The sequence below is a fragment of the Ruegeria sp. B32 genome (genome assembly GCF_025141855.1).
GTDB classification, from domain to species: domain Bacteria; phylum Pseudomonadota; class Alphaproteobacteria; order Rhodobacterales; family Rhodobacteraceae; genus Ruegeria; species Ruegeria arenilitoris.
This window is the reverse complement of record NZ_CP081106.1, coordinates 1,975,462-2,000,559: the sequence shown is the minus strand read 5'-3', so window position 1 is coordinate 2,000,559 and position 25,098 is coordinate 1,975,462. Positions and strand designations below refer to the sequence as shown.

The window sequence follows — 25,098 nt, the reverse complement described above, 5'->3', positions numbered from 1 at the left end:
TCTTTCCGTCATAACTCCTTTCAACAAGCCGGGCAGAGCGGCGGCAGAAAGGAGCATCTGGACATGGTATTCGATTTCTTGCGTCGTGGATCGGCTGAGAAAGCCCCCGAGGCAAAAGCAAGCGCAGCCGGGCCGGTGGTGGCCTGGCAGACCGGTGGGCGCGTGGCCTGGAGCCCGCGGGACACAGCCTCGCTGACGCGCACGGGGTTTTCGGGCAACCCGGTGGGGTTCCGGTCGGTCAAGCTGATTGCCGAGGCCGCGGCGGCGCTGCCTTTGGTCCTGCAGGACGATGCGCAGCGGTACGAGACGCACCCGGTTCTGCGCCTGATGCGCCGTCCGAACGCGGCGCAGGGCAAGGCCGAGCTGCTGGAGGCGCTGTTCGGGCAGCTGCTGTTGTCGGGCAACGCCTACGTCGAGGCGGTGCAGGCCGAGGGCGGGTTGCCGGTCGAGCTGCATGTGCTGCGCTCGGACCGGATGAGCGTGGTGCCGGGGGCGGATGGCTGGCCCAGGGCCTATGACTACACCGCCGGGGGCAAGACGCACCGGTTCCCGGCCGAAGCCATCTGCCACATCAAGTCGTTCCACCCGCAGGATGACCATTACGGCTTTTCGCCCATGCAGGCGGCGGCGATGGCGATCGACGTGCACAACAGCGCCTCACGGTGGTCGAAATCGCTGTTGGACAATGCCGCGCGGCCCTCGGGGGCGCTGGTGTGGAAGGGCGGCGACGGGCAGGGCGTGATGGCCGAAGAGCAGTTCCGCCGCCTGAGCGACGAGATCGAGGCAAATTATCGAGGGGCGCGCAATGCAGGCCGCCCGATGGTTCTGGAAGGGGGGCTGGATTGGAAGCCGATGGGCTTTTCCCCCGCGGACATGGAGTTTCAGAAGACCAAGGAAGCCGCCGCCCGCGAGATCGCGCTGGCCTTCGGTGTCCCGCCGATGCTGCTGGGGATCCAGGGTGACGCGACCTATTCGAACTATCAGGAGGCCAACCGGGCGTTCTATCGCCTGACCGTTCTGCCCCTGGTGACGCGGGTGGCGGCGGCGTTGTCGGGCTGGCTGTCGGGCTTTACCGGCGAAGATCTGGTGCTGAAGCCCGATCTGGACCAGGTGCCGGCGCTGGCGGCGGAGCGCGATGCGCAATGGGCGCGGGTGGCCAATGCCGATTTCCTGACCGATGCCGAAAAGCGTGCTCTGCTGGGCCTGCCGGCGCTGGCGGAGACGGCGGATGGCTGACACGCCGGGATACCCGCCCTTTGACTGCGCGCCGGGCCTGCGTCTGGCCGCGCACGAGAGGGTGGCCGAGATCCAGCATGCGCATCTGTGCAGGCGGCTGGATCAGATTGAGGAAATGATGGAACGGCTGGAGCGGCGGTTGTGGCTGACGGTCTATGGCGTGGCGGCGGTGATCCTGGCGCAGGCGTTCCAGTCTTTCCTGACGGTGGCGCCATGAATTCAGTGGCTTACGAGGAGTTGTTCATGGATTTGGAACGCAAGTTCGCGCGGTTCGGCGATGGGCTGTCGGTGACCGAAGACGCGGTGATCGAGGGCTATGCCAGCCTGTTCGGCCAAGTCGATCAGGGCCGCGACGTGGTGCAGAAAGGTGCCTATGCCGCGTCGCTGGCCGGGCTTAAGGCGGCCGGTCAGCGGGTCAAGATGTTGTGGCAGCACGACCCGGCCCAGCCCATCGGCGTGTGGGACGAGGTGCGCGAGGATGAGCGCGGCCTGTGGGTCAAGGGGCGGTTGCTGGAGAGCACCCAGAAGGGGCGCGAAGCGGCCGAGCTGATCCGCGCGGGTGCACTGGACGGGCTGTCGATCGGCTATCGCACCAAGCGGGCCGTGAAGGATGACAAGGGCCGGCGGCTCTTGACGGAACTGGAGCTGTGGGAGGTGTCGCTGGTGACCTTCCCGATGCTGCCCAGTGCGCGGGTGGCGGCAAAGGGGACGGACCCCGATGCCGAGGACACCTGGCGCAGTATTGCCGAGGTGTTCGAGAACGCCCGGCAGGAGCTGGCGCGACCCTAGCGCGCCTCAACCCCCACCCAGAAAGGAAGTGCTGATGAGCAAGACCGAGACCGCGGCCTTGACCGGAGAGGGTGTGCCCCTGGTTCAGGAGGTGAAGCAGGCGATGGCTGGCTTCGTGAGCGAATTCAAGGGCCTGAAGGCTGAAGTTCAACACAAACTGCAACAAACAGAAGAGCGACTGACCATGCTGGATCGTAAATCAACCATCGCGGCGCGCCCGCATCTTGCGGCCTCGACCCTGGAGGAAGCGCCGCACCAGAAGGCCTTTGACGCCTATGTGCGCTCGGGCGACGATGATGCCCTGCGCGGGCTGGAGATCGAGGCCAAGTCGCTGTCGACGGCCGTCAACAGCGATGGCGGCTACCTGGTCGATCCGCAGACCGCCGAGATGATCAAGTCGGTGCTGAAATCCACCGCGTCGATCCGCTCGATCGCGTCGGTCGTGAATGTCGAGGCGAATTCGTTCGACGTGCTGATCGACCACACCGATGTGGGCGCGGGCTGGGCTGCCGAGAACGCCACCGCCGCCGAGACCGGCACCCCGTCGATCGACCGCATCTCGATCCCGCTGCACGAGCTGAGCGCACTGCCCAAGGCGTCGCAGCGGCTGCTGGATGACAGCGCATTCGACGTCGAGGGCTGGCTGGCGGGCCGCATCGCCGACAAGTTCGCCCGTGCCGAGGCGGCGGCTTTCATCAACGGCGACGGCATCGACAAGCCCAAGGGCATCCTGAGCCATCCGGCGGTGGACAACGACGTCTGGACCTGGGGCAACCTGGGCTATGTGCCCACCGGTGTCGCGGGCGGCATCGATGCGGATGCGATCGTGGACGTGGTCTATGCGCTGGGCGCGCAGTACCGCGTGAACGGTACCTTCGTGATGAACTCGAAAACCGCGGGCGTGATCCGCAAGCTGAAGGATGCCGACGGCCGCTTCCTGTGGTCGGATGGCCTGGCAGCAGGTGAGCCTGCGCGCCTGATGGGTTATCCGGTGCTGATCGCCGAGGATATGCCCGATCCGGGCACCGACAGCTTCTCGATCGCCTTCGGTGACTTCTCGGCCGGCTATACCATCGCCGAGCGCCCCGACCTGCGCGTGCTGCGCGATCCGTTCAGCGCCAAGCCGCATGTCCTGTTCTATGCCACCAAGCGCGTGGGCGGCGACATCAGCGACTTTGCCGCGATCAAGCTGGTGAAATTCGGCACCGCCTAAGCGGTGACGGATCCGGGGGCCGGCGGGCCGGTCCCTCGGGCGGCGGGCGCGGGCCGGGGTGAGATCCCCCGCGTTGTCTAGCTGCTCCCCTCCGTCCGAGCAACGTGGGGCGGCACGTGCCCGCCATTTTCCAAGGATGCGGCCCCCGGAGGGGTCCGAGATTGCGGAGTGAATGGATGATGTTGATCGAAGAAACCGCCATCGCGGATGCGGCGCTGCCGGTGGATCAGTTCAAGGCGCATCTGCGGCTGGGCACGGGATTTGCCGAGATCAGCCTGCAGGACGACGTGTTGAAGGGGTTCCTGAGGGCGGCGATGGCCGCGATCGAGGCGCGCACGGGCAAGGTGCTGATATCGCGCAGTTTCACCTGGACCCTGAGCCGGTGGCGCAACGACGCGGGCGAGGTTCTGCCGGTCGCGCCGGTGACGAGCATCGACGCGGTGACGCTGACCGACGCGCAGGGCGCCCAGCATGTGGTGGCGCCCGGGACCTACCGCCTGGAGCGCGACAGCCAGCGCCCTTGCCTGCGGCCGATGGGGGCCTGTCTGCCCTCAATTCCCACCGGTGGAGAGGTGACCATCGCGCTTACGGCCGGGATGGCGGCGGACTGGGGTGGGCTGCCGGCGGATCTGGGGCAGGCGGTGCTGCTGCTGGCGGCGCACTACTATGAGTATCGCGACGAGACCAGCCTGAGTGACGGCTGCATGCCTTTCGGCGTGACCAGCCTGATCCAGCGCTATCGCATGGTGCGTTTCGGCGCGGGGGTGATGCAATGAGCGCGCCCCGCCTGAACCGGCAGCTGGTGCTGGAGGCCCCGGTGCGGGTGGCCGACGGCGCGGGCGGCTACGTCGAGACATGGACGCCGCTGGGCACGCTGTGGGCCGAGGTGACCGCCCGGACCGGCACCGAGCGCGCGGTCGCGAATGTGCCGGTGTCGCGCATGAGTTACCGCATCGTGGTGCGTGGCGCGCCCGAGGGGTCGTCGATGCGCCCGGCACCCGATCAGAGGTTTCGCGAGGGCAATCGTCGCTTCGTGATCCGCGCCGTGGCCGAATACGACGCGGCCGGGCGCTATCTGACCTGTTTCGCGGATGAGGAGGTGGCGGCATGAGCTATGGCGTTTCGGCGGCGCTGCAGGCCGCTGTGTTTCAGCAACTTGTCAATGACAGGGGCATTTCTTCCCAGGTCGGCGACGCGGTCTTTGACGCGGTGCCTTCGGGGACATTGCCGCAGACCTACATCACCCTGGGTCCGGAAGAGGTGCGCGACGCCTCGGACAAGACGGGGCAGGGCACTTTGCATCGGTTCACCGTATCGGTGGTCTCGGAGGCCGCCGGTTTCGGCGCGGCCAAGACCCTGGCCGGGGCCGTGTGCGACGCGCTGGACGGCGCCGCGCTGACGCTGGATCGGGGGCGGCTGGTGGGGCTTTGGTTCGAGCGGGCCTCGGCCCGGCGCACCGGGACCGGCGGCGCGATCCGGCAGATCGACCTGAGATTCCGCGCCCGCGTGGAAGACAACTAAGCAATCAATGGAGAGAGCATATGGGTGCCCAGAACGGTAAGGACCTGCTGGTCAAGGTGGACATGAACGGCACGGGTCTGTTCGAAACAATCGCGGGGCTGCGGGCCACGCGGATCAGTTTCAACGCGGAAAGCGTGGATGTCACCTCGTTGGAGAGCCAAGGCGGCTGGCGCGAGCTGCTGTCGGGGGCGGGGGTCAAGTCGGCCTCGATTTCCGGATCGGGCGTGTTCAAGGACGCCGGCACGGATGAACGCGCGCGGCAGTTGTTCTTTGATGGTGAAACGCCCGCCTTTCAGGTGATCATCCCCGATTTCGGCATCGTCGAAGGACCGTTCCAGGTGACCGGGATCGAGTATGCGGGCTCGCACAATGGCGAGGCGACCTATGAGATGAACCTGGCCAGCGCCGGCGCTCTGACCTTCGTGGCGCTGTGATGGTCAATCGGTGGGCGGGAGAAGTGGCGCTGGTGGTCGATGGCCAGCGCCGGGTGCTCAAGCTGACGTTGGGCGCGTTGGCCGAGCTGGAGCAGGAGCTGGGCGCAGGGTCGCTGGTAGAGCTGGTGCAGCGGTTCGAGGGCGGCGCCTATTCCAGCGGCGACGTGCTGGCGCTGATCCTGGCGGGGCTGCGCGGTGGCGGGATGGATGTGACCTGTGCCGACATGTTGCGGGCCGAGATCGAGGGCGGCCCGATGGCCGCGGCGCGGGCGGCGGCCGAGCTGCTGGCGCGGACCTTCATGGTGCCGGGTGAGTCATGAGCGGCTTTGACTGGCCCGGCCTTATGCGGGCCGGGCTGCACGGGCTGCGGCTGACGCCGGATCAGTTCTGGCGTCTGACCCCGGCCGAACTGCGGCTGATGCTGGGGCAGGGCCGTGGGATGCCGGCGATGAACCGGGCGCGGCTGGACAAGCTGCTGGCCGCCTGGCCCGACAAGATACAAGGAGAGCGTGATGACGGATCGGGACGGGTTTGACGACCTGCAAGAGCGCGGCGAGGCGCTGGGCGATGCCTTGGGCGATGCCGCCACGATGGCGGCGGCTTTCGATGCCCAGATGAAACGGATCAGCGCCGCTTTTGAAGAGACCGGGAAGGATGTCGCCACCTTGGAACGCGGCATGTCGAGCGGCCTGCGCAAGGCCTTCGACGGCGTGGTTCTGGACGGTATGAACCTGTCGGACGCGCTGGACGTGCTGAAGAACTCGATGATCCGCACGGCCTATTCGGCGGCGATCAAGCCGGTGACGGATCACTTCGGCGGCATGCTGGCCAATACGGTCGGCGGCCTGGTGCAGGGGCTGCTGCCGTTTGCGGATGGCGGCAGTTTCGCTCAAGGACGCGTCATGCCTTTTGCCAATGGCGGAGTGGTCACCGGGCCGACCACCTTTCCGATGCGCGGTGCGACCGGGTTGATGGGCGAGGCCGGCCCCGAGGCGATCATGCCGCTGGCGCGCGGACCCGACGGCAAACTGGGGGTGCGCAACTCGGGCGGCGGACGGGCGGTGAACGTGGTGATGAACATCACCACACCCGACGTTCAGGGCTTTCGCCGCAGCCAGGGCCAGATCGCAGCCCAGATGAGCCGTGCCCTGGGGCGCGGAAATCGCAACCGGTAGTTTAGGGAGCAGGACATGAATTTCCACGAAGTCAGATTTCCCGCCAGCCTGAGTTTCGGCTCGGTCGGCGGCCCCGAGCGGCGCACGGATATCGTGACGCTGGCCAACGGGTTCGAAGAACGCAACACGCCCTGGGCGCATTCGCGGCGGCGTTATGACGCCGGTTTGGGGATGCGGTCGCTGGACGACATCCAGACGCTGATCGCCTTTTTCGAAGCGCGTCAGGGTCAGATGTCCGGGTTCCGCTGGAAGGACTGGTCGGACTACAAGTCCTGCGCCGCCACTGCCGAGTTCGACAAGGGCGACCAGGTGATCGGGCAAGGCGACGGGGTCACGACCGAGTTCCAGTTGGTCAAGATCTATGCCTCGGGCGGGGTCAGCTATGTCAGGCCCATCGTCAAGCCGGTACTGGGTACGGTCAAGATTGGGCTGGATCAGGATGAGGCCCGAGAAGGCGTCGATTTCGAGGTGGACCTGAATAGCGGTCTGATCCAATTCGTCGTCCCGCCATCCGAGGGGGTCGACGTGACCGCCGGGTTTGAATTCGATGTGCCGGTGCGGTTTGACACCGACAGGATCCAAGTCAGCGTGGCCAGCTTTCAGGCAGGCGACGTACCCAATGTTCCGGTGGTGGAGGTGCGGGTCTGATGAGCGGCGACAAGCAGGCATTGCTGACCCATCTTCAGTCCGGCATGACTACGGTCTGCCGCTGTTGGGCGATCACCCGAACCGATGGCATGTCCTTCGGGTTCACCGACCATGACCGCGAACTGGCCTTTGACGGGCTGGTTTTCAAGGCAAGCACCGGTCTCACAGCCTCGGCCATCGAACAGGCGACGGGCCTGTCGATCGACAATTCCGAGGCCATGGGGGCGCTGTCTGATGCGGCCGTGCGCGACGAGGATATCGAAGACGGCCGCTTTGACGGTGCCGATGTCCGAGCATGGCTGGTCAACTGGGCCGCGCCGGAACAGCGCATGTTGCAGTTCCGTGGCTCAATCGGCGAGCTGCGCCGCGCAGGGGGCGCGTTTCACGCCGAATTGCGCGGGCTGACCGATCTGCTGAACCGACCCTTGGGGCGGATCTACCAAAAACCCTGTACGGCCGTTTTGGGTGACAAAGCCTGCGGCTTCGACAGGTTGACGCCCGGCTACTGGGCCGAGGCCGAGATTGCCGAGATCGACGAGGGTCCGATCCTCAGACTGCAGGGGGCGGAGGCGTTTGAGGACGGCTGGTTCGAACGTGGCCGCGTCGATGTGCTGACCGGCCGCTCTCAGGGTCTTTGGGCTTCGGTGAAGACGGACCGAAGCATCAAGATCGGGCGGGAATTGCACCTTTGGACCGCTCTGGGCTCGGGTCTGGCCGCCGGTGACCGTGTGCGGGTGCTGGCGGGCTGCGACAAGCGGATGGAGACCTGTCGGTTGAAATTCAACAACATCATAAATTTCCAGGGTTTTCCGGATCTGCCGAGCGAAGTCTGGGTGATGGCCGTGCCGAAACAGGGCAACGCGAACAATGGAGGCAGCAGGCGGTGATGGTGACGGCGCAGGATATCGTGGACGAAGCGCGAGGCTGGCTGGGAACGCCCTATGTGCATCAGGCCTCGGTCAAGGGAGCGGGAACCGATTGCTTGGGATTGCTGCGCGGCGTCTGGCGATCCGTCATCGGCCACGAGCCTGAGGCGGTGCCTACGTACAGCATGGACTGGTCCGAACCGCAGGGCGAAGAGCGCATGTGGGCGGCTGCGCGGCGCAATCTGGTCGAACGTCCGCGTAACTTTCTGGCCCCTGGATGCGTGCTGCTGTTCCGGATGCGCGATGCCGGTGTGGCCAAACACCTTGGTATCGTGAGTGAAGCGGGCGCCGTGCCACGCTTCATCCATGCCTATTCCGGACATGGCGTTGTCGAAAACGCACTGAGCGACCCCTGGCGCCGCCGGGTGGTCGCCTGCTTTGAATTTCCTTTGGAGGGCAACTGATGGCGACGATAGTTTTATCTGCGGCGGGGGCTGCGCTGGGCGGGTCCATCGGTGGAACCGTTGCTGGGCTGTCAACGGCCATCGTGGGCCGGGCAGTCGGCGCGACGCTCGGGCGGGTTATCGACCAGCGATTGATGAGCCAGTCGGTCATGGGTGCCGGAAGCGAGGTGGTCGAGTCTGGCCGGCTGGACCGGTTCAGACTTACGGAAACAGGCGAGGGCGCGCCGTTGTCCACCGTGTTCGGCCGAATGCGGGTCGGTGGGCAGGTGATCTGGGCGTCGGATTTCCTTGAGACCCGCAAAACCACGACGTCTACGCAGTCTGCTGGCGGCAAAGGAACGCCAAAACCAGCCGAAGTCACCACGACCACCCATAGCTACAGCTACTCGATATCACTGGCGATTGCTGTCGGCGTCGGAGAGATCGCGGACATCGCGCGGATATGGGCCGATGGGGAAGAGCTTGAGCGCAACAGTCTTAACATGCGGGTTTATACCGGTAGCCAGGATCAGCTGCCGGATCCACTGATCGAAACGATCGAAGGTGCCGGAACGGTTCCGGCCTATCGCGGCACTGCGTATGTTGTGATTGAAGACCTGCCGCTGGCGCAATTTGGCAATCGCGTTCCCCAGTTCTCTTTCGAGGTTGTTCGGCCTGATCAGAAATCCGCACCAGACTACGAATCCGAATTGCAACAGATTGTCCGGGCCGTGGCCCTGATGCCTGGCACCGGGGAATACACGCTGGCCAGCACGCAGGTAAACTATTCCAAAGGGTCGGGCCAAAGCTGGGCCGCCAACGTCAATTCGCCCTCGGGCGAGCCCGATCTGGTGGCTTCGGTGCGTGCCCTGAACAAAGAACTTCCGGGCTGCAAGGCTGCGTCACTGGTGGTCTCTTGGTTCGGAGATGACTTGCGTTGCGGTGCTTGCAGCGTTCGACCCAAGGTGATCCGCGACGACGTGGACGGCGCCAACATGCCGTGGAAAGTCTCTGGGCTAAAGCGCAAATCGGCCCAGGTCGTGCAACATGTGGACGGGCGACCCGTCTATGGCGGTACCCCGGCCGATGCGTCGGTGGTTCAGGCCATTCAACACCTCAAGGGCTCCGGCAGCCGGGTAATGTTCTATCCTTTCATCCTGATGGATCAGATGCAGGGTAATGGTCTTCCAGACCCATGGTCGGATGCCGGCGATCAGCCGCATCTGCCGTGGCGCGGCCGGATCACGCTGGACGTGGCTCCGGGGCGCCCCGGGTCCTTGGACGGAACCGCAGGTGCGGACGCTCAGGTGGCAAGCTTTTTTGGTGCAGCCCAAGCCTCGGATTTCATCATCGGTAATGGCACTGTCACCTATACCGGACCGGAAGAATGGAGCATGCGCCGTTTCATTCTTCACTACGCGGCGTTGTGCAAGGCAGCAGGCGGGGTCGAGGCGTTCTGCATCGGCTCGGAAATGCGTGGCCTTACCCAGATACGCGGCGCGTCCGGGTTCGCGGCCGTTGCTCAGCTGAAGGCATTGGCGGCGGAAGCGCGGCAGATACTGGGGCCAGACACCAAGATAGGCTACGCCGCGGATTGGACGGAATATTTCGGGTACCAGCCTGCCGATGGCAGCGGTGACCGATACTTCCATCTGGACCCTCTGTGGGCAGACGAAAACATCGATTTCGTCGGGATCGACAACTACATGCCGGTCTCGGACTGGCGGGATGGCAACGAGCATCTGGATGCGCTGGATGGTGCTAGGTCAATCTACGACCTGGATTATTTGCGCGGCAACATCGAAGGCGGTGAAGGATACGACTGGTACTATCCAACACCCGAAGAACAGGACGCGCAGATAAGGTATCCGATCGAGGACGGCGAACATGCAGAGCCATGGGTGTGGCGATACAAAGACATCCGCAACTGGTGGTCGAACTTGCACCACGAACGGATCGGAGGAGTGCGCAAAGCTGACCCGACCGATTGGGTTCCGGGATCAAAGCCGATCTGGTTCACGGAATTGGGCTGTGCGGCCATAGACAAGGGAACGAACCAGCCCAACAAGTTTTTGGATCCGAAATCCTCGGAATCCGATCTGCCTAAATACTCGAACGGTCAACGCGACGATTTCATTCAGGTTCAGTATTTGAAGGCAGTTCTTGGATATTGGACCGATCCGCAGATCAACCCAGTTTCGGACATCTACGATGGTCCGATGGTGGACGTTTCGAACGCCTATGTATGGGCGTGGGACGCGAGACCTTTCCCGACATTCCCGAACCTGCGTTCACAGTGGAGCGACGGCGAAAACTACGCCCGTGGTCATTGGTTGAACGGACGTTCTGGTGCCAGGACACTGGCCTCGGTGGTGGCCGAGATTTGTCAGGCTGCCGGCGTCTCCGATTTTGATGTGTCTGCGCTGGACGGAGTTGTCCGTGGATACGTGATCGAAGATGTTTCGGACGCGCGGGCGGCCCTTCAGCCACTGATGCTGCGCTACGGATTTGATGCGATCGAGCGAGACGGTGTTCTGACATTCCGCATGAGGGCCGGGCGCCGGGCATTCGATCTGTCGCTGGATCAGGTCGCGGAAAGCCCCGAGGTCGATGGTAGGGTCCAGTACCAGCGCGAAGCCGAGGCCGAAATGGCCGGCCGCGTGCGTCTGCGTTTTGTTCAGTCGGATGCGGACCATGATGTGGTAGCGGAGGAGGCCGTGCTGCCCGATGATCGGACCCATTCTGTAGCCGTGAACGAAATGCCTCTGTCGATGACCCGCTCCGAAGGACGGCAGACGGTCGAACGCTGGCTGGCCGAGGCCCGCGTCGCGCGCAATACCGCTCGCTTTGCGCTGCCGCCGTCGCAGATGAATCTGGGCGCCGGCGACATTGTTCGGCTTCCATCCTGGAATGGGGGAGCCGGTGCGCTGTATCGCATAGACAGGTTGGAACAGGCTGACATCCAGCTGGCAGATGCCGTGCGGATCGAGCCCGGGGTCTATTCGCCGTCCGATATGGCGGATGATGGGTTTGTGTCACAACCCTTTGTGGCCCCAGTCCCGGTTCTTCCGATTTTTCTTGATCTGCCACTCATTACAGGCGCCGAAGAGCCGCACGCCCCTTATCTGGCCGTCACAGCCGATCCCTGGCAAGGCAGCGTCGCCGTCTATTCCTCGGACAGCGACGAGGGCTACGCGCTGCGCGATCTGGTGACTGGTCAGGCTGTGATCGGGTTTACCGAATCCGCCTTGCCGTCCGCGAGCGCAGGGGTTTGGGATGAAGGTGAGCCGCTGCGCGTGCGCCTTGTCGATGGCGTCTTGCAGTCGCGGTCGCGTGACTCACTTCTGACCGGCGCCAACTTGGCCGCGATCGGAGACGGCACGCCCGGAAATTGGGAAGTGTTTCAATTCGCGGATGCCGTCTTGCAGGAACCCGGGGTCTATGCCCTGTCTGGCCGCCTGCGTGGCCAATTGGGTACGGACGCAGTCATGCCCGAAATCTGGCCGGAGGGTTCCGTGTTCGTGTTGCTTGACGAGAGGGTTCTTCAGACCAGTCTGCTGCGGACCGAACGCCGAATTGCCCGGCACTACCGGATCGGGCCCGCAACCCGCGGATACGACGACGATTCCTATGTCCATAAGGTCGAGGCGTTTGATGGAAACGGTCTGCGCCCCTACGCGCCAGTTCATCTGAAGGTCAAAAGACACGGGGGCGATGACCTGTTCACCTGGGTACGCCGAACCCGGATCGACGGCGACGATTGGGACGTGCTGGACGTGCCGCTGGGCGAGGAGTCCGAGACCTATCTGATCCGGATTCGGTCAGGTGGCGCCCTTGTTCGGGAAGAGATCGCCACGACGCCAATTTGGACCTATTCCGCGGCGGCACAGTCTTCGGACGGCGTCGCGGGCCTCTACGAGGTCGAGGTGGCGCAGGTTTCGGCCAGCTACGGGCCGGGTGCGGTCGCGAGTCTGAGTGTGGGGTAGAGGGATCATGCGCCCTGTTTTGCACGGCGATGTCAGTTCCGCGGCGCGGGTTTTGCTGACCGTGCCGCAAGCCCAGCGTGAGCGGCTGTGCGCGCGCATGATCGCCGAGGCCGAGTTGGCTGACCGTCACGTGGCCGCGACGGGTCGTTTGCATCCTGTTTACGGGAACGGAGCATTGATGGCAGCTGCACGCAGCCGCCCGTTGGCAGATGAGCCAAGCTTCAGCGACACCGAGTATTGCCGGTGTTTCGAGACGGTACTGCGCCAACTTATCCGGTTTCAACTCAACCGGCCGCGCAGCTGACGCACTTGCTGGCGGCCGGGTCCAGGTCCAGGCGTCTGCGCGGAATGTCGTCACCGCAGTCCTCGCAATACCCGAATTCGCCCTCGGCCATTCGGTCGAGGGCGGCTCTCAGCCGTCGGGCTTCGAGATCTCGTCGCGTTTGTTGCGCCTTGGCCATGGCTTGATTCTGCAGCGCATCCATTCGGCTGAGCCGCCCGACCGCCTGCTGGTCAAGCTCGACCACGGATTGAGCATCCTGACCGGCCAGGGAATTGCGTTCCAATTCCTCTAGCCGGGACAGGATAAGTGTTTCAAATTCCCTGAGTTCGGACCGGTTCATTTTCTGTTGTGTTGCACATCAAGGGTTTGCGTTTGGCCTTTTTGGGCCTAGATGGCTATTCTAGGCGCAGCAGAGGATCAAAAGCCATGTTTGAAACGCGCACCCAAGTAACGTCAGTTGACCCCGTCTGGGACCGGATCACGGCCGAAGCACAGGCCGCCGTCGAAAAAGAGCCTTTGATGGGCGGACTGGTGCATGCCTGTATCCTGCACCACAAATCTCTGGAACGTGCGTTGTCCTATCGGATCTCGGCCAAGCTGTGCTCGAACGAGATGTCGATGATGGTTCTGCGTGAAATCGTCGAAGAGGCATATGCCGATGACAAGGCGCTGATGAATGCAGCCCGCGCGGATCTGATGGCCGTGTACGAGCGCGACCCGGCCTGCCATCGTCTGCTGCAGCCGATTCTGTATTTCAAAGGCTACCAAGCCATGCAGGCCTATCGCGTGGCACACTGGCTGTGGCAGAAGGGCCGGCACGATCTGGCCTATTTCTTCCAGATGCGCAGTTCGGAAATCTTCGGGATCGACATTCACCCCGCCGCGAAGATCGGCAAGGGGATCATGATCGACCACGCGCACTCCATCGTGATCGGTGAAACTGCGGTCGTGGGCGACAACGTCTCGATGCTGCATTCGGTGACTCTTGGCGGGACCGGCAAGGAAGAAGAGGATCGTCATCCCAAAATCGAGGATGGCGTTCTAATCGGGGCCGGGGCCAAGGTTCTGGGCAACATCCGCGTGGGTCATTGCAGCCGCATTGCCGCCGGTTCGGTGGTGCTGCAGGATGTGCCGCCCTGCAAGACCGTAGCGGGTATCCCCGCCAAGATCGTGGGTGAGGCGGGGTGCGACCAGCCCTCGATCTCGATGGATCACATGCTGGGCAAGGATCAGTAAGCCTGTTCTCAGGTACGAAAAAAGCCGCCTCGGGGTCCGAGGCGGCTTTTTTGATTTTTGTGACTTGGATCAGGCCAGCATGACCATGGGGTTTTCGAGGTTGTCCACGATGGCTTGCAGGAGCTGTGCCCCCAGCGCGCCGTCGATCACCCGGTGATCGACCGACATGGTAACCGACATCACGGTCGCCACGGTCAGCTCCCCATCCTCGCCCACGACTGGCTTCTTGGCGCCGGTGCCGACGGCCAGGATGCCCGCATGCGGCGGGTTCACGATGGCGTCGAAATTGTCGATGCCATACATGCCCAGGTTCGAAACCGCGAAGGTGCCGCCCTGATACTCATGCGGGGCCAGCTTGCGCTCGCGCGCGCGCGCGGCCAGGTCCTTCATCTCGGTCGAGAGGGCCGACAGAGACTTGGTGTCGGCGTCCTGCAGGACCGGGGTGAACAGCCCGCCTTCGATCGCGACGGCCACGGCCACGTCCGAGGGTTTCAGCTGCAGCACCCGGTCGCCCGCCCAGACGGCGTTGCACTCGGGCACCTGCTGCAGCGCGTTGGCGACGGCCTTGATGATGAAGTCGTTGACGCTCAGCTTCACGCCACGGGCTTCCAGCTGCTTGTTCAGCTGGCTGCGGAATTTCAGTAGCGCGTCCAGCTTGATATCGCGGCGCAGGTAGAAATGCGGGATGGTCTGCTTGGCCTCGGCCAGACGGGCGGCGATGGTCTTGCGCATGCCGTCCAACTTGACCTCCTCGTACTCGCGGCCCTCGTACATGCGGGCCACCATGTCGGCCGAGGGGCCTGCAGGAGCAGCGGCAGGGGCCGGCGCCCCGCTTGCCGAAGCAGCCGGCGCCGGTGCCGCTGCCGGAGCGGTTGCGCCTTCGACATCTGCTTTGACGATGCGGCCATGCGGGCCCGAGCCCTTGATCTGTGCTAGATCCAGACCCTTTTGGGCGGCAATGCGACGGGCCAGCGGAGAAGCAAAGATGCGACCGCCATCTGCCTTAACCGGAGCCGCCGGAGCCGGGGCAGGGGCGGGCGCCTCGGATGCCGCAGGCGCGGCAGCCTCGTTGCCCGCGTCGGCTGCGGGCGCAGCCTCGGGTGCCTTGGTCGGGGCTTCGGCGATGTCATCGGCGCTTTCGCCTTCTTCCAGCAGCACGGCGATGGGGGTGTTCACCTTGACCCCCTCGGTGCCTTCAGGAACCAGGATCTTGCCGACGACGCCTTCGTCAACGGCTTCGAACTCCATCGTGGCCTTGTCGGTTTCGATCTCGGCCAAAAGGTCGCCGGAGGAGACGGTGTCGCCTTCCTTGACCAGCCATTTGGCAAGCGTGCCTTCCTCCATGGTCGGTGAAAGGGCGGGCATCAGAATTTCGGTGGGCATCTGTCAGTCGCTCCTTACCGATAGGTCACTTGTTTGACGGCGGCGATCACCTCGTCGGTGGTAATCAGCGCCAGCTTTTCCAGGTTCGCCGCATAGGGCATGGGCACGTCCTTGCCGGTCAGCGTGATGACGGGCGCGTCCAGATAGTCGAACGCTTCCTGCATGACCACGGAGCTGATGTAGCTGCCGATCGAGCCTTGCGGCCAGCCTTCTTCCACTGTGACCAGACGGTTGGTCTTCATCACCGAGTTGATGATCGCACCGGTGTCCATCGGGCGGATGGTGCGCAGGTCGATCACCTCGGCGCTGATGCCATCCTCAGCCAGCTTGTCGGCGGCTTCCAATGCGTATTGCATACCGATCCCAAAGCTGACGATGGTCACATCGGTGCCTTCGCGCCAGATGCGGGCCTTGCCCAGCGGCACGGTCAGATCATCGACCTGCGGCACATCGAACGACCGACCATAAAGGATTTCGTTTTCCAGGAACACGACCGGGTTGGGATCGCGGATCGCCGATTTCAGCAGACCTTTGGCATCGGCTGCCGAATAGGGCATCACCACCTTAAGGCCCGGGATCTGCATGTACCACGCGGCATAGTCCTGAGAGTGCTGGGCCGCCACGCGCGCGGCGGCGCCGTTGGGGCCGCGGAACACGATCGGACAGCCCATCTGACCGCCGGACATATAAAGCGTTTTGGCAGCCGAGTTGATGATCTGGTCGATCGCCTGCATGGCGAAGTTAAAAGTCATGAACTCGACGATCGGCTTCAGGCCTCCAAAGGCGGAACCCACGGCAATGCCGGTAAAACCATGCTCGGTGATCGGCGTGTCGATCACACGTTTTGCGCCGAATTCGTCCAGCAGGCCCTGGCTCACCTTGTAGGCGCCTTGGTATTCACCGACTTCTTCGCCCATCAGGTAGACGTCTTCGTCCGAGCGCATTTCCTCGGCCATCGCGTCGCGCAGAGCCTCGCGGACCGTCATCGATTTCATCTCGGCATCTGCTGGCCAGTCCGGCGACAGGTCCACGGTTGGCGCGGCCGGTGCAGCAGGGGCAGGAGCGGGGGCCTCAACCGCCGCAGGGGCGGCTTCGGCCTCCGCTGCGGCTGCGGGGGCAGCCGCGGTCACGGCCGAGGCGTCTTCGCCCTCTTCGACCAGGATCGCGATCGGCGTGTTGACCTTCACGCCTTCGGTGCCCTCGGCAATCAGGATTTTGCCGACGATGCCTTCATCGACGGCTTCGAACTCCATCGTGGCCTTGTCGGTTTCGATCTCGGCCAGAATGTCGCCAGAGCTTACGGTGTCGCCTTCCTTGACCAGCCACTTGGCCAGTGTGCCTTCCTCCATGGTCGGCGAAAGGGCGGGCATGAGAATTTCGGTTGCCATGTCTTATTCGTCCTCTCAGGCGTAAATGTCGGTCCAGAGCTCGTCCAGCGACGGCTCGGGGCTTTCCTTGGCGAACTCGGCGGCCTGGTTGACGACCTCCTTGATTTCCTTGTCGATCGCCTTCAGGTCATCCTCGGTGGCGTGCTTGCCGGTCAGCAGCAGCTCGCGCACGTGTTCGATCGGGTCGCTCTGCTCGCGCACCTTCTGCACCTCTTCGCGGGTGCGGTACTTGGCGGGATCCGACATCGAGTGTCCGCGGTAACGGTAGGTCTTGACCTCGAGGATGTAAGGGCCCTTCCCAGCCCGGCAGTGCGCCACGGCCTTTTCGCCGGCCTCTTTCACTGCCAGCACGTCCATTCCGTTGACGATTTCGCCCGGGATGCCGAACGCCTCACCGCGGTGATAGATGTCCTTGGTCGAGGTTGAGCGCGATTGCGCCGTGCCCATCGCGTACTGGTTGTTCTCGATCACGAAGACCACCGGCAATTGCCAGATGGCCGCCATGTTGAAGGTTTCATAGACTTGACCCTGGTTCGCTGCGCCGTCACCGAAATAGGTAAAGGTCACGCGGCCGTTGTCTTTGTACTTGTCTGCAAAGGCAAGGCCCGCACCCAGCGGAACCTGTGCGCCGACGATTCCATGGCCACCATAGAAATGCTTTTCTTTTGAGAACATGTGCATCGAGCCGCCCTTGCCCTTGGACAAGCCGCCTTCGCGTCCGGTCAATTCAGCCATGACGCCGCCCGGATCCATGCCGCAGGCCAGCATATGGCCGTGGTCGCGGTAGGAGGTGATGCGCTTGTCGCCATCCTCGGCCGCAGCTTCGAGCCCCACGACGACAGCTTCCTGACCGATGTAGAGGTGGCAGAAACCGCCGATCAGACCCATGCCGTATAGTTGACCTGCCTTTTCCTCGAATCGGCGGATCAACAGCATCTCGCGGTAGTAGGTTTTGAGTTCTTCCGCAGAAACATTTGGTTTCTTTGTGGTTTTTCGCGCAGCCATCGTGGCGACCTCTCCCTTCCGGCAAGATAGTTTAGCGTTAAACTATCTCATAAAGCATTTCGCGCTTTCTGGCGAGCGGAAATGTGACGCAGCGTCCTGGACGGGGTGGGGTATCTGTTTCTACCCGAAATCCGGCAGGTTTTCGCCTTTTGGTTCGCCCTATGCACGGTTAGTATGCTTCCATTGGCAGGCAATTTTGAACGGGCGTCGGAGACAGATTAGCATGATGATCCTCAGAGAGCCGAAGCTGGTTTTCATCAAAACGAAGAAAACCGCCGGATCATCCATCGAAATTGCACTGAGCAAGCATCTGAAGAATGGCGACTTCGCGTCCCCGCTTTCACCGGAGGAAGAGGCTCAAAGGCCCGGAAAAGACCCATTGTGCGTCAATCGGTCCGACTGTTGCGAGAGCGATCAAACGGCCAGGTTCGGGCCCGTCAACCCCACAACCCCCACTCAGTGGTCGCGACCTATTTGTCAGATATTGCGGAGGGATGTTTCAGCTTTTGCGTGGAACGCAATCCGTGGGACAAGGCCGTTTCGGCTTTCTACTTTTGGATGTACAGACGTGGAATTGAAGTCGTCGATCCCCATGCGATGTTCACGCGATTTTGCCAAGAGCAGTTACAATTCTTTTCTGACTTCGACCTATACTCGACGGATGGAGAAATAGTTGTTGATCGTGTAATTAGGTACGAAAGACTTGCAGCAGAATTCGGTGAGCTTATGCAAGAAGTCGGAATTGGTGATGTGTCGCTAAATGAGGTTCAAGCAAAAGCAGGTATCCGGAAAACAAGGCGATTGGACCTGTTCTATGGAAGAAACTGGCGTAGCAGAAACGTAGACTTGGTTGCTGATGTTTTCTCCGCTGAAATAGCGGCACTAGATTATAACGTGCCTTACAGCCATGGGCATTTTATTAACGGATGACGATTTCATCAGCCCGGATCATTCCCAAAACGGTTCGGGCCTGTTGATCCAGCAGGTCGAGATCCAGGTAGGTGTCCGAAAGGCGTCGGGTCAGGTTTTCCATCCGAGCGATGTCGGCGTTCAGCGCCGCAAGGTCGCGTGACAGAGCGTCCCGTTCCGCTGAAATCTCGATCCGTCGGAACAGGCCGTAGTCGCCCTGAACGGCAGCAAAGGTGAAATAGACACCCAGCATGAAAGCCACCGAAAAGAATGCGACTGCGCCCAGACCGGGCCGATTGGAACGGGACACTCTGTTGACCGCCGTATGAATACTGCCTCAAAAACGTGCCCTTTGCGGGCATCTGTCAGCACTATGTCACAGGTGATTCGGGTTGTGAATCCCCCGATTCGCACTTTTTGTAATTCGACGAAAAAAGTGATGCTCGAAGAGCCATGACCGCGTAGGTATCCGCTCAACGCAAAGCGGACAGTTCCTGATTTCGATTCAGGGTCTGTTCTTCCATGCAAGACCAATAGAACATTTGCGCGGCACTGCCATCGCTTTTGAGTTCGGGGTCACAAGTTGCGTCCCTGCGTTTCAACCAAGCGCGCTGTTCGTTCAACAAAGCCTCACCGTTTCCGCGCCTGTCCGCCGCTGATTTGACCTCTTTCCAGAGGCGGTTCAGTTCTTTATTAGCGATTTCCCATTTCTCTTTGGCACAGAAAGTGGCGTCGATCTGAGTTTGACCGGCGCAATGGGACTGCGCGCCAGAAACACTGGGCAGGAGGATAACAGCAAACGTGGCAACGGCTTTCATGGCCCATCTCCCGGTCTGTGAGAGAATGCCACGAATGCAGATCACCAACTAGAATGGGGTTATTGGGCCAGCGCTGCCACACCGGGCAGGGTTTTGCCCTCCATCCATTCCAGGAACGCACCGCCGGCGGTCGAGATGTAGGTGAAGTCCTGCGCGGCACCCGAGGCGTTGAGGGCTGCAACCGTATCGCCGCCACCGGCGACCGACACAAGTTTGCCCGCCCGCGTCAGTTCTGCGGCTTTCAATGCAGCGGCATTTGTCGCCGCGTCGAAGGGTTCCAGTTCGAATGCCCCCAATGGGCCGTTCCAGATCAGAGTCTTGCTCTGTTCGAAGATGGTGCAGATTGCGGCGACGCTGTCCGGCCCGGCGTCCAGGATCATCGAATCTGCGGGGCACTTGTTCGCGGGGACGACCTTGTGTGGGGCGTGTGCTTCGAATTTCTCTGCAACGACAACATCGCTGGGCAGGACGATCCGGCAGCCTGCCTTGTCTGCTTTTGCCATGATTTCGGCTGCAGTATCGGTCATCGCGTGCTCGGCCAACGATTTGCCAACGTCCAGCCCTTTGGCCAGCAGAAAGGTGTTGGCCATGCCGCCGCCGATGATCAGGTTGTCGACCTTCTCGATCAGGTTGCCCAGCAGATCCAGCTTGGTTGATACCTTGGCCCCACCGACCACGGCGGTCACCGGACGCTGAGGGTTGCCCAGAGCGGCTTCGAGTGCGCTGAGCTCTGCCTGCATCAGGCGCCCGGCGCAGGAGGGCAGAAGGCGCGCCAGTGCCTCGGTCGAACTATGCGCCCGATGAGCCGCCGAGAAAGCGTCATTGCAGTAGATGTCTCCCATCTTGGCCATACCTTCGGCCAAGGTCATGCTGTTCTGTGTCTCTTCGGCGTGAAAGCGGGTGTTCTCCAGCAGCAAGACCTCGCCGTCACCCTGGTTTGCGGCAGCGATTTCAGCCTCGTATCCGACGCAATCCTCTCCGAAGCGGACCTTGGTTCCAAAGGCGGCTTCCAGCGCGGGCACCAGCTGTTTCAGTGACAGGTTCTGTCGGCGTTCACCGCCGGGCCGGCCGAAATGGGCCAGCAGGATGGGTTTGCCGCCAGCGGCCAGAATGTCGCGCACCGTGGGCACGATCCGCTGGATCCGGGTGTCGTCGGTCACGGCGCCATCCAGAACCGGGACGTTGATGTCCACGCGCACAAGAACGCGTTTGCCCTGCAAATCCATGTCGTCCAGAGTTTTCCAGCCCATCGTGTCATCCTTGCCGTTGTCACCACGCGTAAGCGGTTCTTTTCCTGCATTTTGCCCTCAGGTCAATGCGTCACTTGGCTTTCTCGCGTCCGGCGCATAGGTATTTGCGCAAATCAATTCCACAGGAGGGCCCCATGGCCGAGATCAAGGATCCCGAAAACACCATCATCATCGAGCTGAAGGACGGCAACGTCGTCATCGAACTGCTTCCCGACGTCGCGCCTCAACACAGCGAGCGCATGAAGGAACTGGCGCGCGCGGGCGAGTATGACAACGTGGCCTTTCACCGGGTGATCGACGGCTTCATGGCGCAGACCGGCGACGTACAGCACGGCGACTTGGAAGACGGCTTCAATATCCGTATGGCTGGCACTGGCGGGTCGTCCTTGCCGAACCTTCCAGCCGAGTTTTCCAAGCTGCCGCATGACCGGGGCACCCTGGGCGCCGCTCGTTCGGCCAACCCGAACTCGGCCAACTCGCAGTTCTTCATCAACTTCAAGGACAACCATTTCCTGAACGGCCAATACACCGTCTATGGCCGCGTGATCGAGGGGATGGAGCATGTCGACGCCATCACCCGCGGCGAGCCGCCTGCGAACCCCGACCGCATGATCAGCGTCAAGGTGGCCGCCGATGTATAAGCTGGCCGCCGTTTTTACCTTTTTGGCCAGCCCCGCGCTGGCCGCAGGCCTGCAGATCGAAGTCGAGGGTGAGGCCAACGGCACGATCACCATCGACCTGTTCGAAGACGTCGCGCCCAAGCATGTCGAGCAGATCACCGCTCTGGCCGCCGAAGGCAAGTATGACGGGGTGGTGTTCCACCGCGTGATCGAGGGGTTCATGGCACAGACCGGGGACGTGGAATACGGTAAACTGGGCAGCGACATGCGTCGCGCCGGCACCGGCGGTTCAAGCCGTCCGGACCTGCCTGCCGAGTTTTCCGAAGTTCCGTACGAGCGCGGCATTGTCGGAATGGCTCGCGCCAGCAATCCGAACAGCGCAAATTCGCAGTTCTTCATCATGTTCGAACCGGCCCCGACCCTGAATGGTCAGTACACGGTGGTGGGCAAGGTGACCGACGGCATGGACGTTGTTGATGCGATCAAACGCGGCACAGGCCCGAACGGCGCGGTGGTCGGCCAACCGGACGTCATGACCAAGGTTACCGTCACCGAATGATCCCTAGACCCGGCGCGGATTGCGCGCCGGGTTGTCCGCGCACGGCGCTTCACGTCCCTGTGTAAGGGGCTTGGCTCGGCCGCACGGCCTGACGCACGATGGCAGGTAGCCAAAGGTGCCTCATGCGATGCCGTCTGTTTGCCCTTCTGCTGTTCTGCGCAACCGCGGTGTCCGCGGACCCGAACCTGTGGCGCGACGAATGGCCCAAAACCGATTTTTCGGTCACCTCGATCGGTGACTGGTCTGAGGTCCGGTCCGGCGGACCGCCGAAAGACGGCATCCCTGCCATCGACAAACCCGAGTTCGTCCCGGCTTCGGCGGAAACCGGGCTGGGGCTGACCGAGGCCGTGATCACGGTGGAACTGCCCGGTAAGCGCCCGCGCGCCTATCCCCTGCGTTACCTGATCTGGCATGAGATCGTGAATGATCGCATCGGCAACCGCCCAGTCGCGGTTACATATTGCCCATTGTGCAATTCGGGGCTGGTTTTTGATCGGCGTATCCCGGGACGGGTTCTCAGTTTCGGCGTGTCCGGCAAGCTGCGAAATTCGGACATGATCATGTATGACCGTGAAACCGAAAGCTGGTGGCAGCAAGCCACCGGCGAAGCGATCGTGGGCCAGTTGACCGGTGCTCAGTTGACAGCGCTGCCAGCGTGGATGGAAGGGTGGGATCAGTTCCGCAAGCGCAATCCCGACGGTCTGGTGATGGCCGAGCCGAATTTTGCGCGGGATTACGGGCGCAACCCTTATCGAGGGTATGACAGCGCGCGCAGACCGTTCCTGTATGACGGCGCGCTGCCTCCGCATGGTATTCAACCGCTCGAACGGGTGGTGCGGGTTGGTGAGCGGGCCTGGCCTCTGACGCGATTGCGTGCGGCTGGGCGATTGTCAGAAGCAGGCGTTGTCATCGTTTGGTCGGCGGGGCAGGCCTCGGCTCTGGACGCCGGGCGCGTCGACAAGGGACGCGACATAGGATCGATCCGCGTCACGGATGGTGCCGGACGGGATGTCGTGCATGATGTGATGTTCGCGTTTGCCTTCCACGCCTTCTGGCCCGACGGCATCTGGATGACAGGGCGTTGACCCGCACGCCGCGCGATCAATTCACCTGTCTGGCAACGCTCCGGGTCCAGCCGCTCAGGCCGCGCCGGATGCGGACCAGAAGACCGTATTCGTTCACGTGCTTTTTGTAGGCTCGGTAGGACGGCGCGCGTGACAGGCAGCGCTCTTCGTGCCAGGCCCGTGCGAAATAGATCAGGTTCACACCCAGCAGGGCCAGACAGTTGGCCAGGCCTGCCCAGAAGTCGACCGCGATGAACGGGATCGAAATCATCCACCAGGTGATGTTCTTGCTGATGTAGGACGGGTGTTTGCTGATGTTGTAGGGAAAGTCGCAGGCCAGCCCGCGATAGGTCAGGTTCGAGAACCGCAGACCCATGCGCGCGGCGGTCAGGCAATAGACCGCCAGGAAGAACAGGATGGTGCCGCCCCACAATCCGTAGAGGACAGGGTAGTCCCACAGCCAGACACCCCAGGCGAAGCCATCCTCGACATAGTTGAAATAGCTGCGCGACAGCAGTTGCCAGAACGGGGCATAGCAGATCACGCAGACCAGCCATCCGCTCACCGTCGTTTCGGTCCAGCGGATATGAGAGGTCAGAAGCCGGGTGGCGGTGGCATAGCCGATGGTGACGATTGTCAGGTCCAGAAAGAAGGCAAAGCGGTAGAGATATGCATAGACCTGCTGAAAGTCCTGCGCATCCCACAGCGAACGGGTCTGCAGAAAGCTCCAGTCATAGACCAGATAGCAGAACATCAGTGGCAGAAAGAACCCTTTGACGCCCAGCCCAAGAAGAAAGGATTTCAACTCGCGGGCCCCGGTGGATTGGCGACCAAAAGACAAAACCACACGTCCCAGATGCCACATGCCGTCGCGAGGATGCCGCATCGAGAAATGAACCGCCGTGACAACGGAAAGGACAATCGCAAGGATCAGCGGCCAGTAGTCGCCGAACAGCGAAAAGAACGGCTGATACCATTCATCCCGGTAGAGGTCGGCGGTGGAGTAGAACAGCGCAAGCAGCACAAGACTGGCCGCCAGACCAATAAGTTTGATCCAGAAATCAGCCAGATACGCCGGGTCTTTGAAGTTTTCCGGGTTGTAGACCAAGCCGCTGCCCGGCTTGCGATGAATTCGTGCTATGAAAATCTCGGATAGGGCCAGAATGGCAAAGATCGTCAGAGCGAACAGAACAGTCTGATCCCGATCAGAGACCGCGCCGAGGTCTGGCCAGAAATAATGAACCAGCGGAATACTAGCCATCGCAATCCAGGCGGTGGATGCGGGAATTGCGGAAGCGGGGCGCCGGAACTTTGGCCAGGAAATCATGATCAGGTCTTTCACAGAGTTCTGCGAATTCTGGCGGTTCGTTCCGGAAATTCAACCACCCTGATCCGACCGGTCGAATTCTTGCCGCGGGTGTGGCCCACGCAACCGTATAACAGAGTCACCTCCCGGCGTAGGCCGGGAGGGGGTTTGCATTAGTAGGGCGGGTTTCTATTCGTCCGAGGCCATCATTTTCCAGATCGCGGCTCCCAAAGCGCCACCGATCAGCGGGGCGACCCAGAACAGCCACAGCTGCGCCAAGGCGGGGCCATCGGCAAACAGCGCCACCCCGGTCGAGCGGGCCGGGTTCACCGACGTATTGGTGACCGGGATCGAAATCAGGTGGATCAGCGTCAGCCCAAGACCGATGGCAATGGGCGCGAACCCGGCCGGAGCCTTTTCGGATGTCGCGCCCAGAATGATGATAAGGAAGAAGGCGGTCAAAACGATCTCGATCACCAGCGCCGACATCATCGAATATCCTTCGGGCGAGGCCTCACCATACCCGTTCGAAGCAAAACTGCCAACGCCTTCGAAGCCGGGTGCGCCGCTGACGATCACGTACAGAACGGCTGCGGCCAGTATCGCTCCAAGCACCTGCGCAGCCCAGTAGGGCAGCAGATCCTTGGACGGGAAACGCCCACCGATCATCAGCCCGAGGCTGACGGCGGGGTTGAAGTGACCACCCGATATGTGGCCGACCGCAAAGGCCATGGTCAGGACCGTCAGGCCGAAGGCGAACGACACGCCCAGCCATCCGATGCCCACATCGGCGACCCCGGCAGCCAGCACCGCGCTGCCACAACCGCCGAGAACCAGCCAGAACGTGCCGAAGAATTCGGCCATCAGTTTTGCTCGCATGATAAAACCTCCCAATTTCAACGAGGTGAAGTTTAATTCAAAAAACACCTTTTGTGAAAATGTATCGCGCGTGCAGGGCTTTGCGGT

The 25,098-nt window shown here is 62.2% G+C and carries 30 protein-coding genes; 21 read left to right on the top strand and 9 right to left on the bottom strand.

Annotated elements, in window-relative coordinates; all coding sequences use genetic code 11:
* Nucleotides 1-63: 63 nt before the first annotated feature.
* The 16 genes from K3752_RS10145 (at nucleotide 64) to K3752_RS10070 (ending at nucleotide 12,615) form a co-directional block, all read left to right on the top strand.
* Nucleotides 64-1,236: a phage portal protein gene (locus K3752_RS10145; protein WP_260063165.1), complete on the top strand. Its 1,173-nt coding sequence runs from the start codon at nucleotides 64-66 to the stop codon at nucleotides 1,234-1,236.
* Complete coding sequence (locus tag K3752_RS10140; protein ID WP_093962401.1) at nucleotides 1,229-1,453, top strand: hypothetical protein; 225 nt, start codon at nucleotides 1,229-1,231, stop codon at nucleotides 1,451-1,453. Before K3752_RS10145 ends, K3752_RS10140 begins: the two co-directional genes overlap by 8 nt.
* A gap of 26 nt (nucleotides 1,454-1,479) precedes the next feature.
* Entirely contained in the window at nucleotides 1,480-2,025 is a 546-nt protein-coding gene (locus K3752_RS10135) for an HK97 family phage prohead protease (protein ID WP_170338585.1), read from the top strand.
* Between the two features lie 34 nt (nucleotides 2,026-2,059).
* A complete protein-coding gene (locus K3752_RS10130; RefSeq protein WP_260063164.1) occupies nucleotides 2,060-3,238 on the top strand; it encodes a phage major capsid protein in 1,179 nt (392 codons plus the stop codon).
* Nucleotides 3,239-3,414: 176 nt separating this feature from the next.
* Nucleotides 3,415-4,014, top strand: a complete 600-nt coding sequence (locus K3752_RS10125) for a head-tail connector protein (protein WP_260063163.1) — start codon at nucleotides 3,415-3,417, stop codon at nucleotides 4,012-4,014.
* Nucleotides 4,011-4,349 carry a phage head closure protein gene (locus K3752_RS10120; protein ID WP_260063162.1) on the top strand — a complete coding sequence of 113 codons (339 nt, stop codon included), beginning with the start codon at nucleotides 4,011-4,013 and terminating at the stop codon, nucleotides 4,347-4,349. The genes K3752_RS10125 and K3752_RS10120 overlap by 4 nt, the downstream gene beginning before the upstream one ends.
* Nucleotides 4,346-4,759, top strand: coding sequence for a DUF3168 domain-containing protein (locus K3752_RS10115; protein ID WP_260063161.1), 414 nt, complete (start codon nucleotides 4,346-4,348; stop codon nucleotides 4,757-4,759). Before K3752_RS10120 ends, K3752_RS10115 begins: the two co-directional genes overlap by 4 nt.
* 20 nt (nucleotides 4,760-4,779) lie before the next feature.
* Entirely contained in the window at nucleotides 4,780-5,193 is a 414-nt protein-coding gene (locus K3752_RS10110) for a phage major tail protein, TP901-1 family (RefSeq protein ID WP_260063160.1), read from the top strand.
* Nucleotides 5,193-5,513, top strand: a complete 321-nt coding sequence (locus K3752_RS10105; protein ID WP_260063159.1) for a gene transfer agent family protein — start codon at nucleotides 5,193-5,195, stop codon at nucleotides 5,511-5,513. Before K3752_RS10110 ends, K3752_RS10105 begins: the two co-directional genes overlap by 1 nt.
* Nucleotides 5,510-5,728: a rcc01693 family protein gene (locus K3752_RS10100; protein WP_005982488.1), complete on the top strand. Its 219-nt coding sequence runs from the start codon at nucleotides 5,510-5,512 to the stop codon at nucleotides 5,726-5,728. Before K3752_RS10105 ends, K3752_RS10100 begins: the two co-directional genes overlap by 4 nt.
* Nucleotides 5,706-6,368, top strand: coding sequence for a phage tail tape measure protein (locus tag K3752_RS10095; RefSeq protein WP_005982489.1), 663 nt, complete (start codon nucleotides 5,706-5,708; stop codon nucleotides 6,366-6,368). The genes K3752_RS10100 and K3752_RS10095 overlap by 23 nt, the downstream gene beginning before the upstream one ends.
* A 15-nt stretch (nucleotides 6,369-6,383) precedes the next feature.
* Nucleotides 6,384-7,016: a DUF2460 domain-containing protein gene (locus tag K3752_RS10090; protein WP_260063158.1), complete on the top strand. Its 633-nt coding sequence runs from the start codon at nucleotides 6,384-6,386 to the stop codon at nucleotides 7,014-7,016.
* Nucleotides 7,016-7,903, top strand: coding sequence for a DUF2163 domain-containing protein (locus K3752_RS10085; RefSeq protein WP_260063157.1), 888 nt, complete (start codon nucleotides 7,016-7,018; stop codon nucleotides 7,901-7,903). The genes K3752_RS10090 and K3752_RS10085 overlap by 1 nt, the downstream gene beginning before the upstream one ends.
* Nucleotides 7,903-8,346 (top strand): peptidase, encoded by a 444-nt coding sequence (locus K3752_RS10080; protein WP_170363241.1) that lies wholly within the window; start codon nucleotides 7,903-7,905, stop codon nucleotides 8,344-8,346. Before K3752_RS10085 ends, K3752_RS10080 begins: the two co-directional genes overlap by 1 nt.
* Complete coding sequence (locus K3752_RS10075) at nucleotides 8,346-12,311, top strand: glycoside hydrolase/phage tail family protein (RefSeq protein WP_260063156.1); 3,966 nt, start codon at nucleotides 8,346-8,348, stop codon at nucleotides 12,309-12,311. Before K3752_RS10080 ends, K3752_RS10075 begins: the two co-directional genes overlap by 1 nt.
* A gap of 7 nt (nucleotides 12,312-12,318) precedes the next feature.
* Nucleotides 12,319-12,615 (top strand): hypothetical protein, encoded by a 297-nt coding sequence (locus K3752_RS10070; RefSeq protein WP_170446495.1) that lies wholly within the window; start codon nucleotides 12,319-12,321, stop codon nucleotides 12,613-12,615.
* On the opposite strand, the gene K3752_RS10065 is transcribed toward K3752_RS10070, so the two are convergent.
* Nucleotides 12,596-12,934: a TraR/DksA C4-type zinc finger protein gene (locus K3752_RS10065; protein ID WP_170338608.1), complete on the bottom strand. Its 339-nt coding sequence runs from the start codon at nucleotides 12,932-12,934 to the stop codon at nucleotides 12,596-12,598. The genes K3752_RS10070 and K3752_RS10065 overlap by 20 nt on opposite strands.
* An 86-nt stretch (nucleotides 12,935-13,020) precedes the next feature.
* On the opposite strand from K3752_RS10065, the gene cysE reads away from it, so the two are divergent.
* A complete protein-coding gene (gene cysE / locus K3752_RS10060) occupies nucleotides 13,021-13,830 on the top strand; it encodes a serine O-acetyltransferase (protein ID WP_093962389.1) in 810 nt (269 codons plus the stop codon).
* A gap of 69 nt (nucleotides 13,831-13,899) precedes the next feature.
* Here cysE and K3752_RS10055 read toward each other — a convergent pair whose 3' ends face one another.
* The 3 genes from K3752_RS10055 to pdhA are packed head-to-tail and all read right to left on the bottom strand — an operon-like array spanning nucleotide 13,900 to nucleotide 17,606.
* Nucleotides 13,900-15,213, bottom strand: a complete 1,314-nt coding sequence (locus K3752_RS10055; RefSeq protein WP_260063155.1) for a pyruvate dehydrogenase complex dihydrolipoamide acetyltransferase — start codon at nucleotides 15,211-15,213, stop codon at nucleotides 13,900-13,902.
* Nucleotides 15,214-15,227: 14 nt separating this feature from the next.
* Entirely contained in the window at nucleotides 15,228-16,601 is a 1,374-nt protein-coding gene (locus K3752_RS10050) for a pyruvate dehydrogenase complex E1 component subunit beta (RefSeq protein WP_260063154.1), read from the bottom strand.
* A 15-nt stretch (nucleotides 16,602-16,616) separates the two neighbouring features.
* Entirely contained in the window at nucleotides 16,617-17,606 is a 990-nt protein-coding gene (pdhA, locus tag K3752_RS10045; protein ID WP_093962386.1) for a pyruvate dehydrogenase (acetyl-transferring) E1 component subunit alpha, read from the bottom strand.
* Nucleotides 17,607-18,116: 510 nt separating this feature from the next.
* Here pdhA and K3752_RS10040 point away from each other — a divergent pair.
* On the top strand, nucleotides 18,117-18,536 hold the full coding sequence (locus tag K3752_RS10040; RefSeq protein WP_260063153.1) for a hypothetical protein: 420 nt from the start codon (nucleotides 18,117-18,119) through the stop codon (nucleotides 18,534-18,536).
* Here K3752_RS10040 and K3752_RS10035 read toward each other — a convergent pair.
* From K3752_RS10035 to K3752_RS10025, 3 genes are all read right to left on the bottom strand, one after another.
* Nucleotides 18,526-18,825: a septum formation initiator family protein gene (locus K3752_RS10035; RefSeq protein ID WP_170338112.1), complete on the bottom strand. Its 300-nt coding sequence runs from the start codon at nucleotides 18,823-18,825 to the stop codon at nucleotides 18,526-18,528. The genes K3752_RS10040 and K3752_RS10035 overlap by 11 nt on opposite strands.
* 163 nt (nucleotides 18,826-18,988) lie before the next feature.
* Complete coding sequence (locus tag K3752_RS10030) at nucleotides 18,989-19,333, bottom strand: lysozyme inhibitor LprI family protein (RefSeq protein WP_260063152.1); 345 nt, start codon at nucleotides 19,331-19,333, stop codon at nucleotides 18,989-18,991.
* A 59-nt stretch (nucleotides 19,334-19,392) separates the two neighbouring features.
* Complete coding sequence (locus tag K3752_RS10025) at nucleotides 19,393-20,583, bottom strand: phosphoglycerate kinase (protein WP_170370654.1); 1,191 nt, start codon at nucleotides 20,581-20,583, stop codon at nucleotides 19,393-19,395.
* Between the two features lie 134 nt (nucleotides 20,584-20,717).
* Here K3752_RS10025 and K3752_RS10020 point away from each other — a divergent pair, with 134 nt between their 5' ends.
* The 3 genes from K3752_RS10020 (at nucleotide 20,718) to K3752_RS10010 (ending at nucleotide 22,847) form a co-directional block, all read left to right on the top strand.
* Entirely contained in the window at nucleotides 20,718-21,224 is a 507-nt protein-coding gene (locus K3752_RS10020) for a peptidylprolyl isomerase (RefSeq protein WP_260063151.1), read from the top strand.
* Nucleotides 21,217-21,762, top strand: a complete 546-nt coding sequence (locus K3752_RS10015; RefSeq protein WP_260063150.1) for a peptidylprolyl isomerase — start codon at nucleotides 21,217-21,219, stop codon at nucleotides 21,760-21,762. The genes K3752_RS10020 and K3752_RS10015 overlap by 8 nt, the downstream gene beginning before the upstream one ends.
* A 122-nt stretch (nucleotides 21,763-21,884) precedes the next feature.
* Entirely contained in the window at nucleotides 21,885-22,847 is a 963-nt protein-coding gene (locus K3752_RS10010) for a DUF3179 domain-containing protein (protein ID WP_260063149.1), read from the top strand.
* A gap of 16 nt (nucleotides 22,848-22,863) precedes the next feature.
* Here K3752_RS10010 and K3752_RS10005 read toward each other — a convergent pair whose 3' ends face one another.
* Together K3752_RS10005 and aqpZ are read right to left on the bottom strand one after the other, a co-directional pair.
* The gene (locus K3752_RS10005) at nucleotides 22,864-24,087 is read right to left on the bottom strand and encodes an isoprenylcysteine carboxyl methyltransferase (RefSeq protein ID WP_170366273.1); all 1,224 of its coding nucleotides are present in this window, start codon (nucleotides 24,085-24,087) and stop codon (nucleotides 22,864-22,866) included.
* A 234-nt stretch (nucleotides 24,088-24,321) separates the two neighbouring features.
* The gene (gene aqpZ / locus K3752_RS10000; RefSeq protein ID WP_170338120.1) at nucleotides 24,322-25,011 is read right to left on the bottom strand and encodes an aquaporin Z; all 690 of its coding nucleotides are present in this window, start codon (nucleotides 25,009-25,011) and stop codon (nucleotides 24,322-24,324) included.
* Nucleotides 25,012-25,098 lie beyond the last annotated feature (87 nt).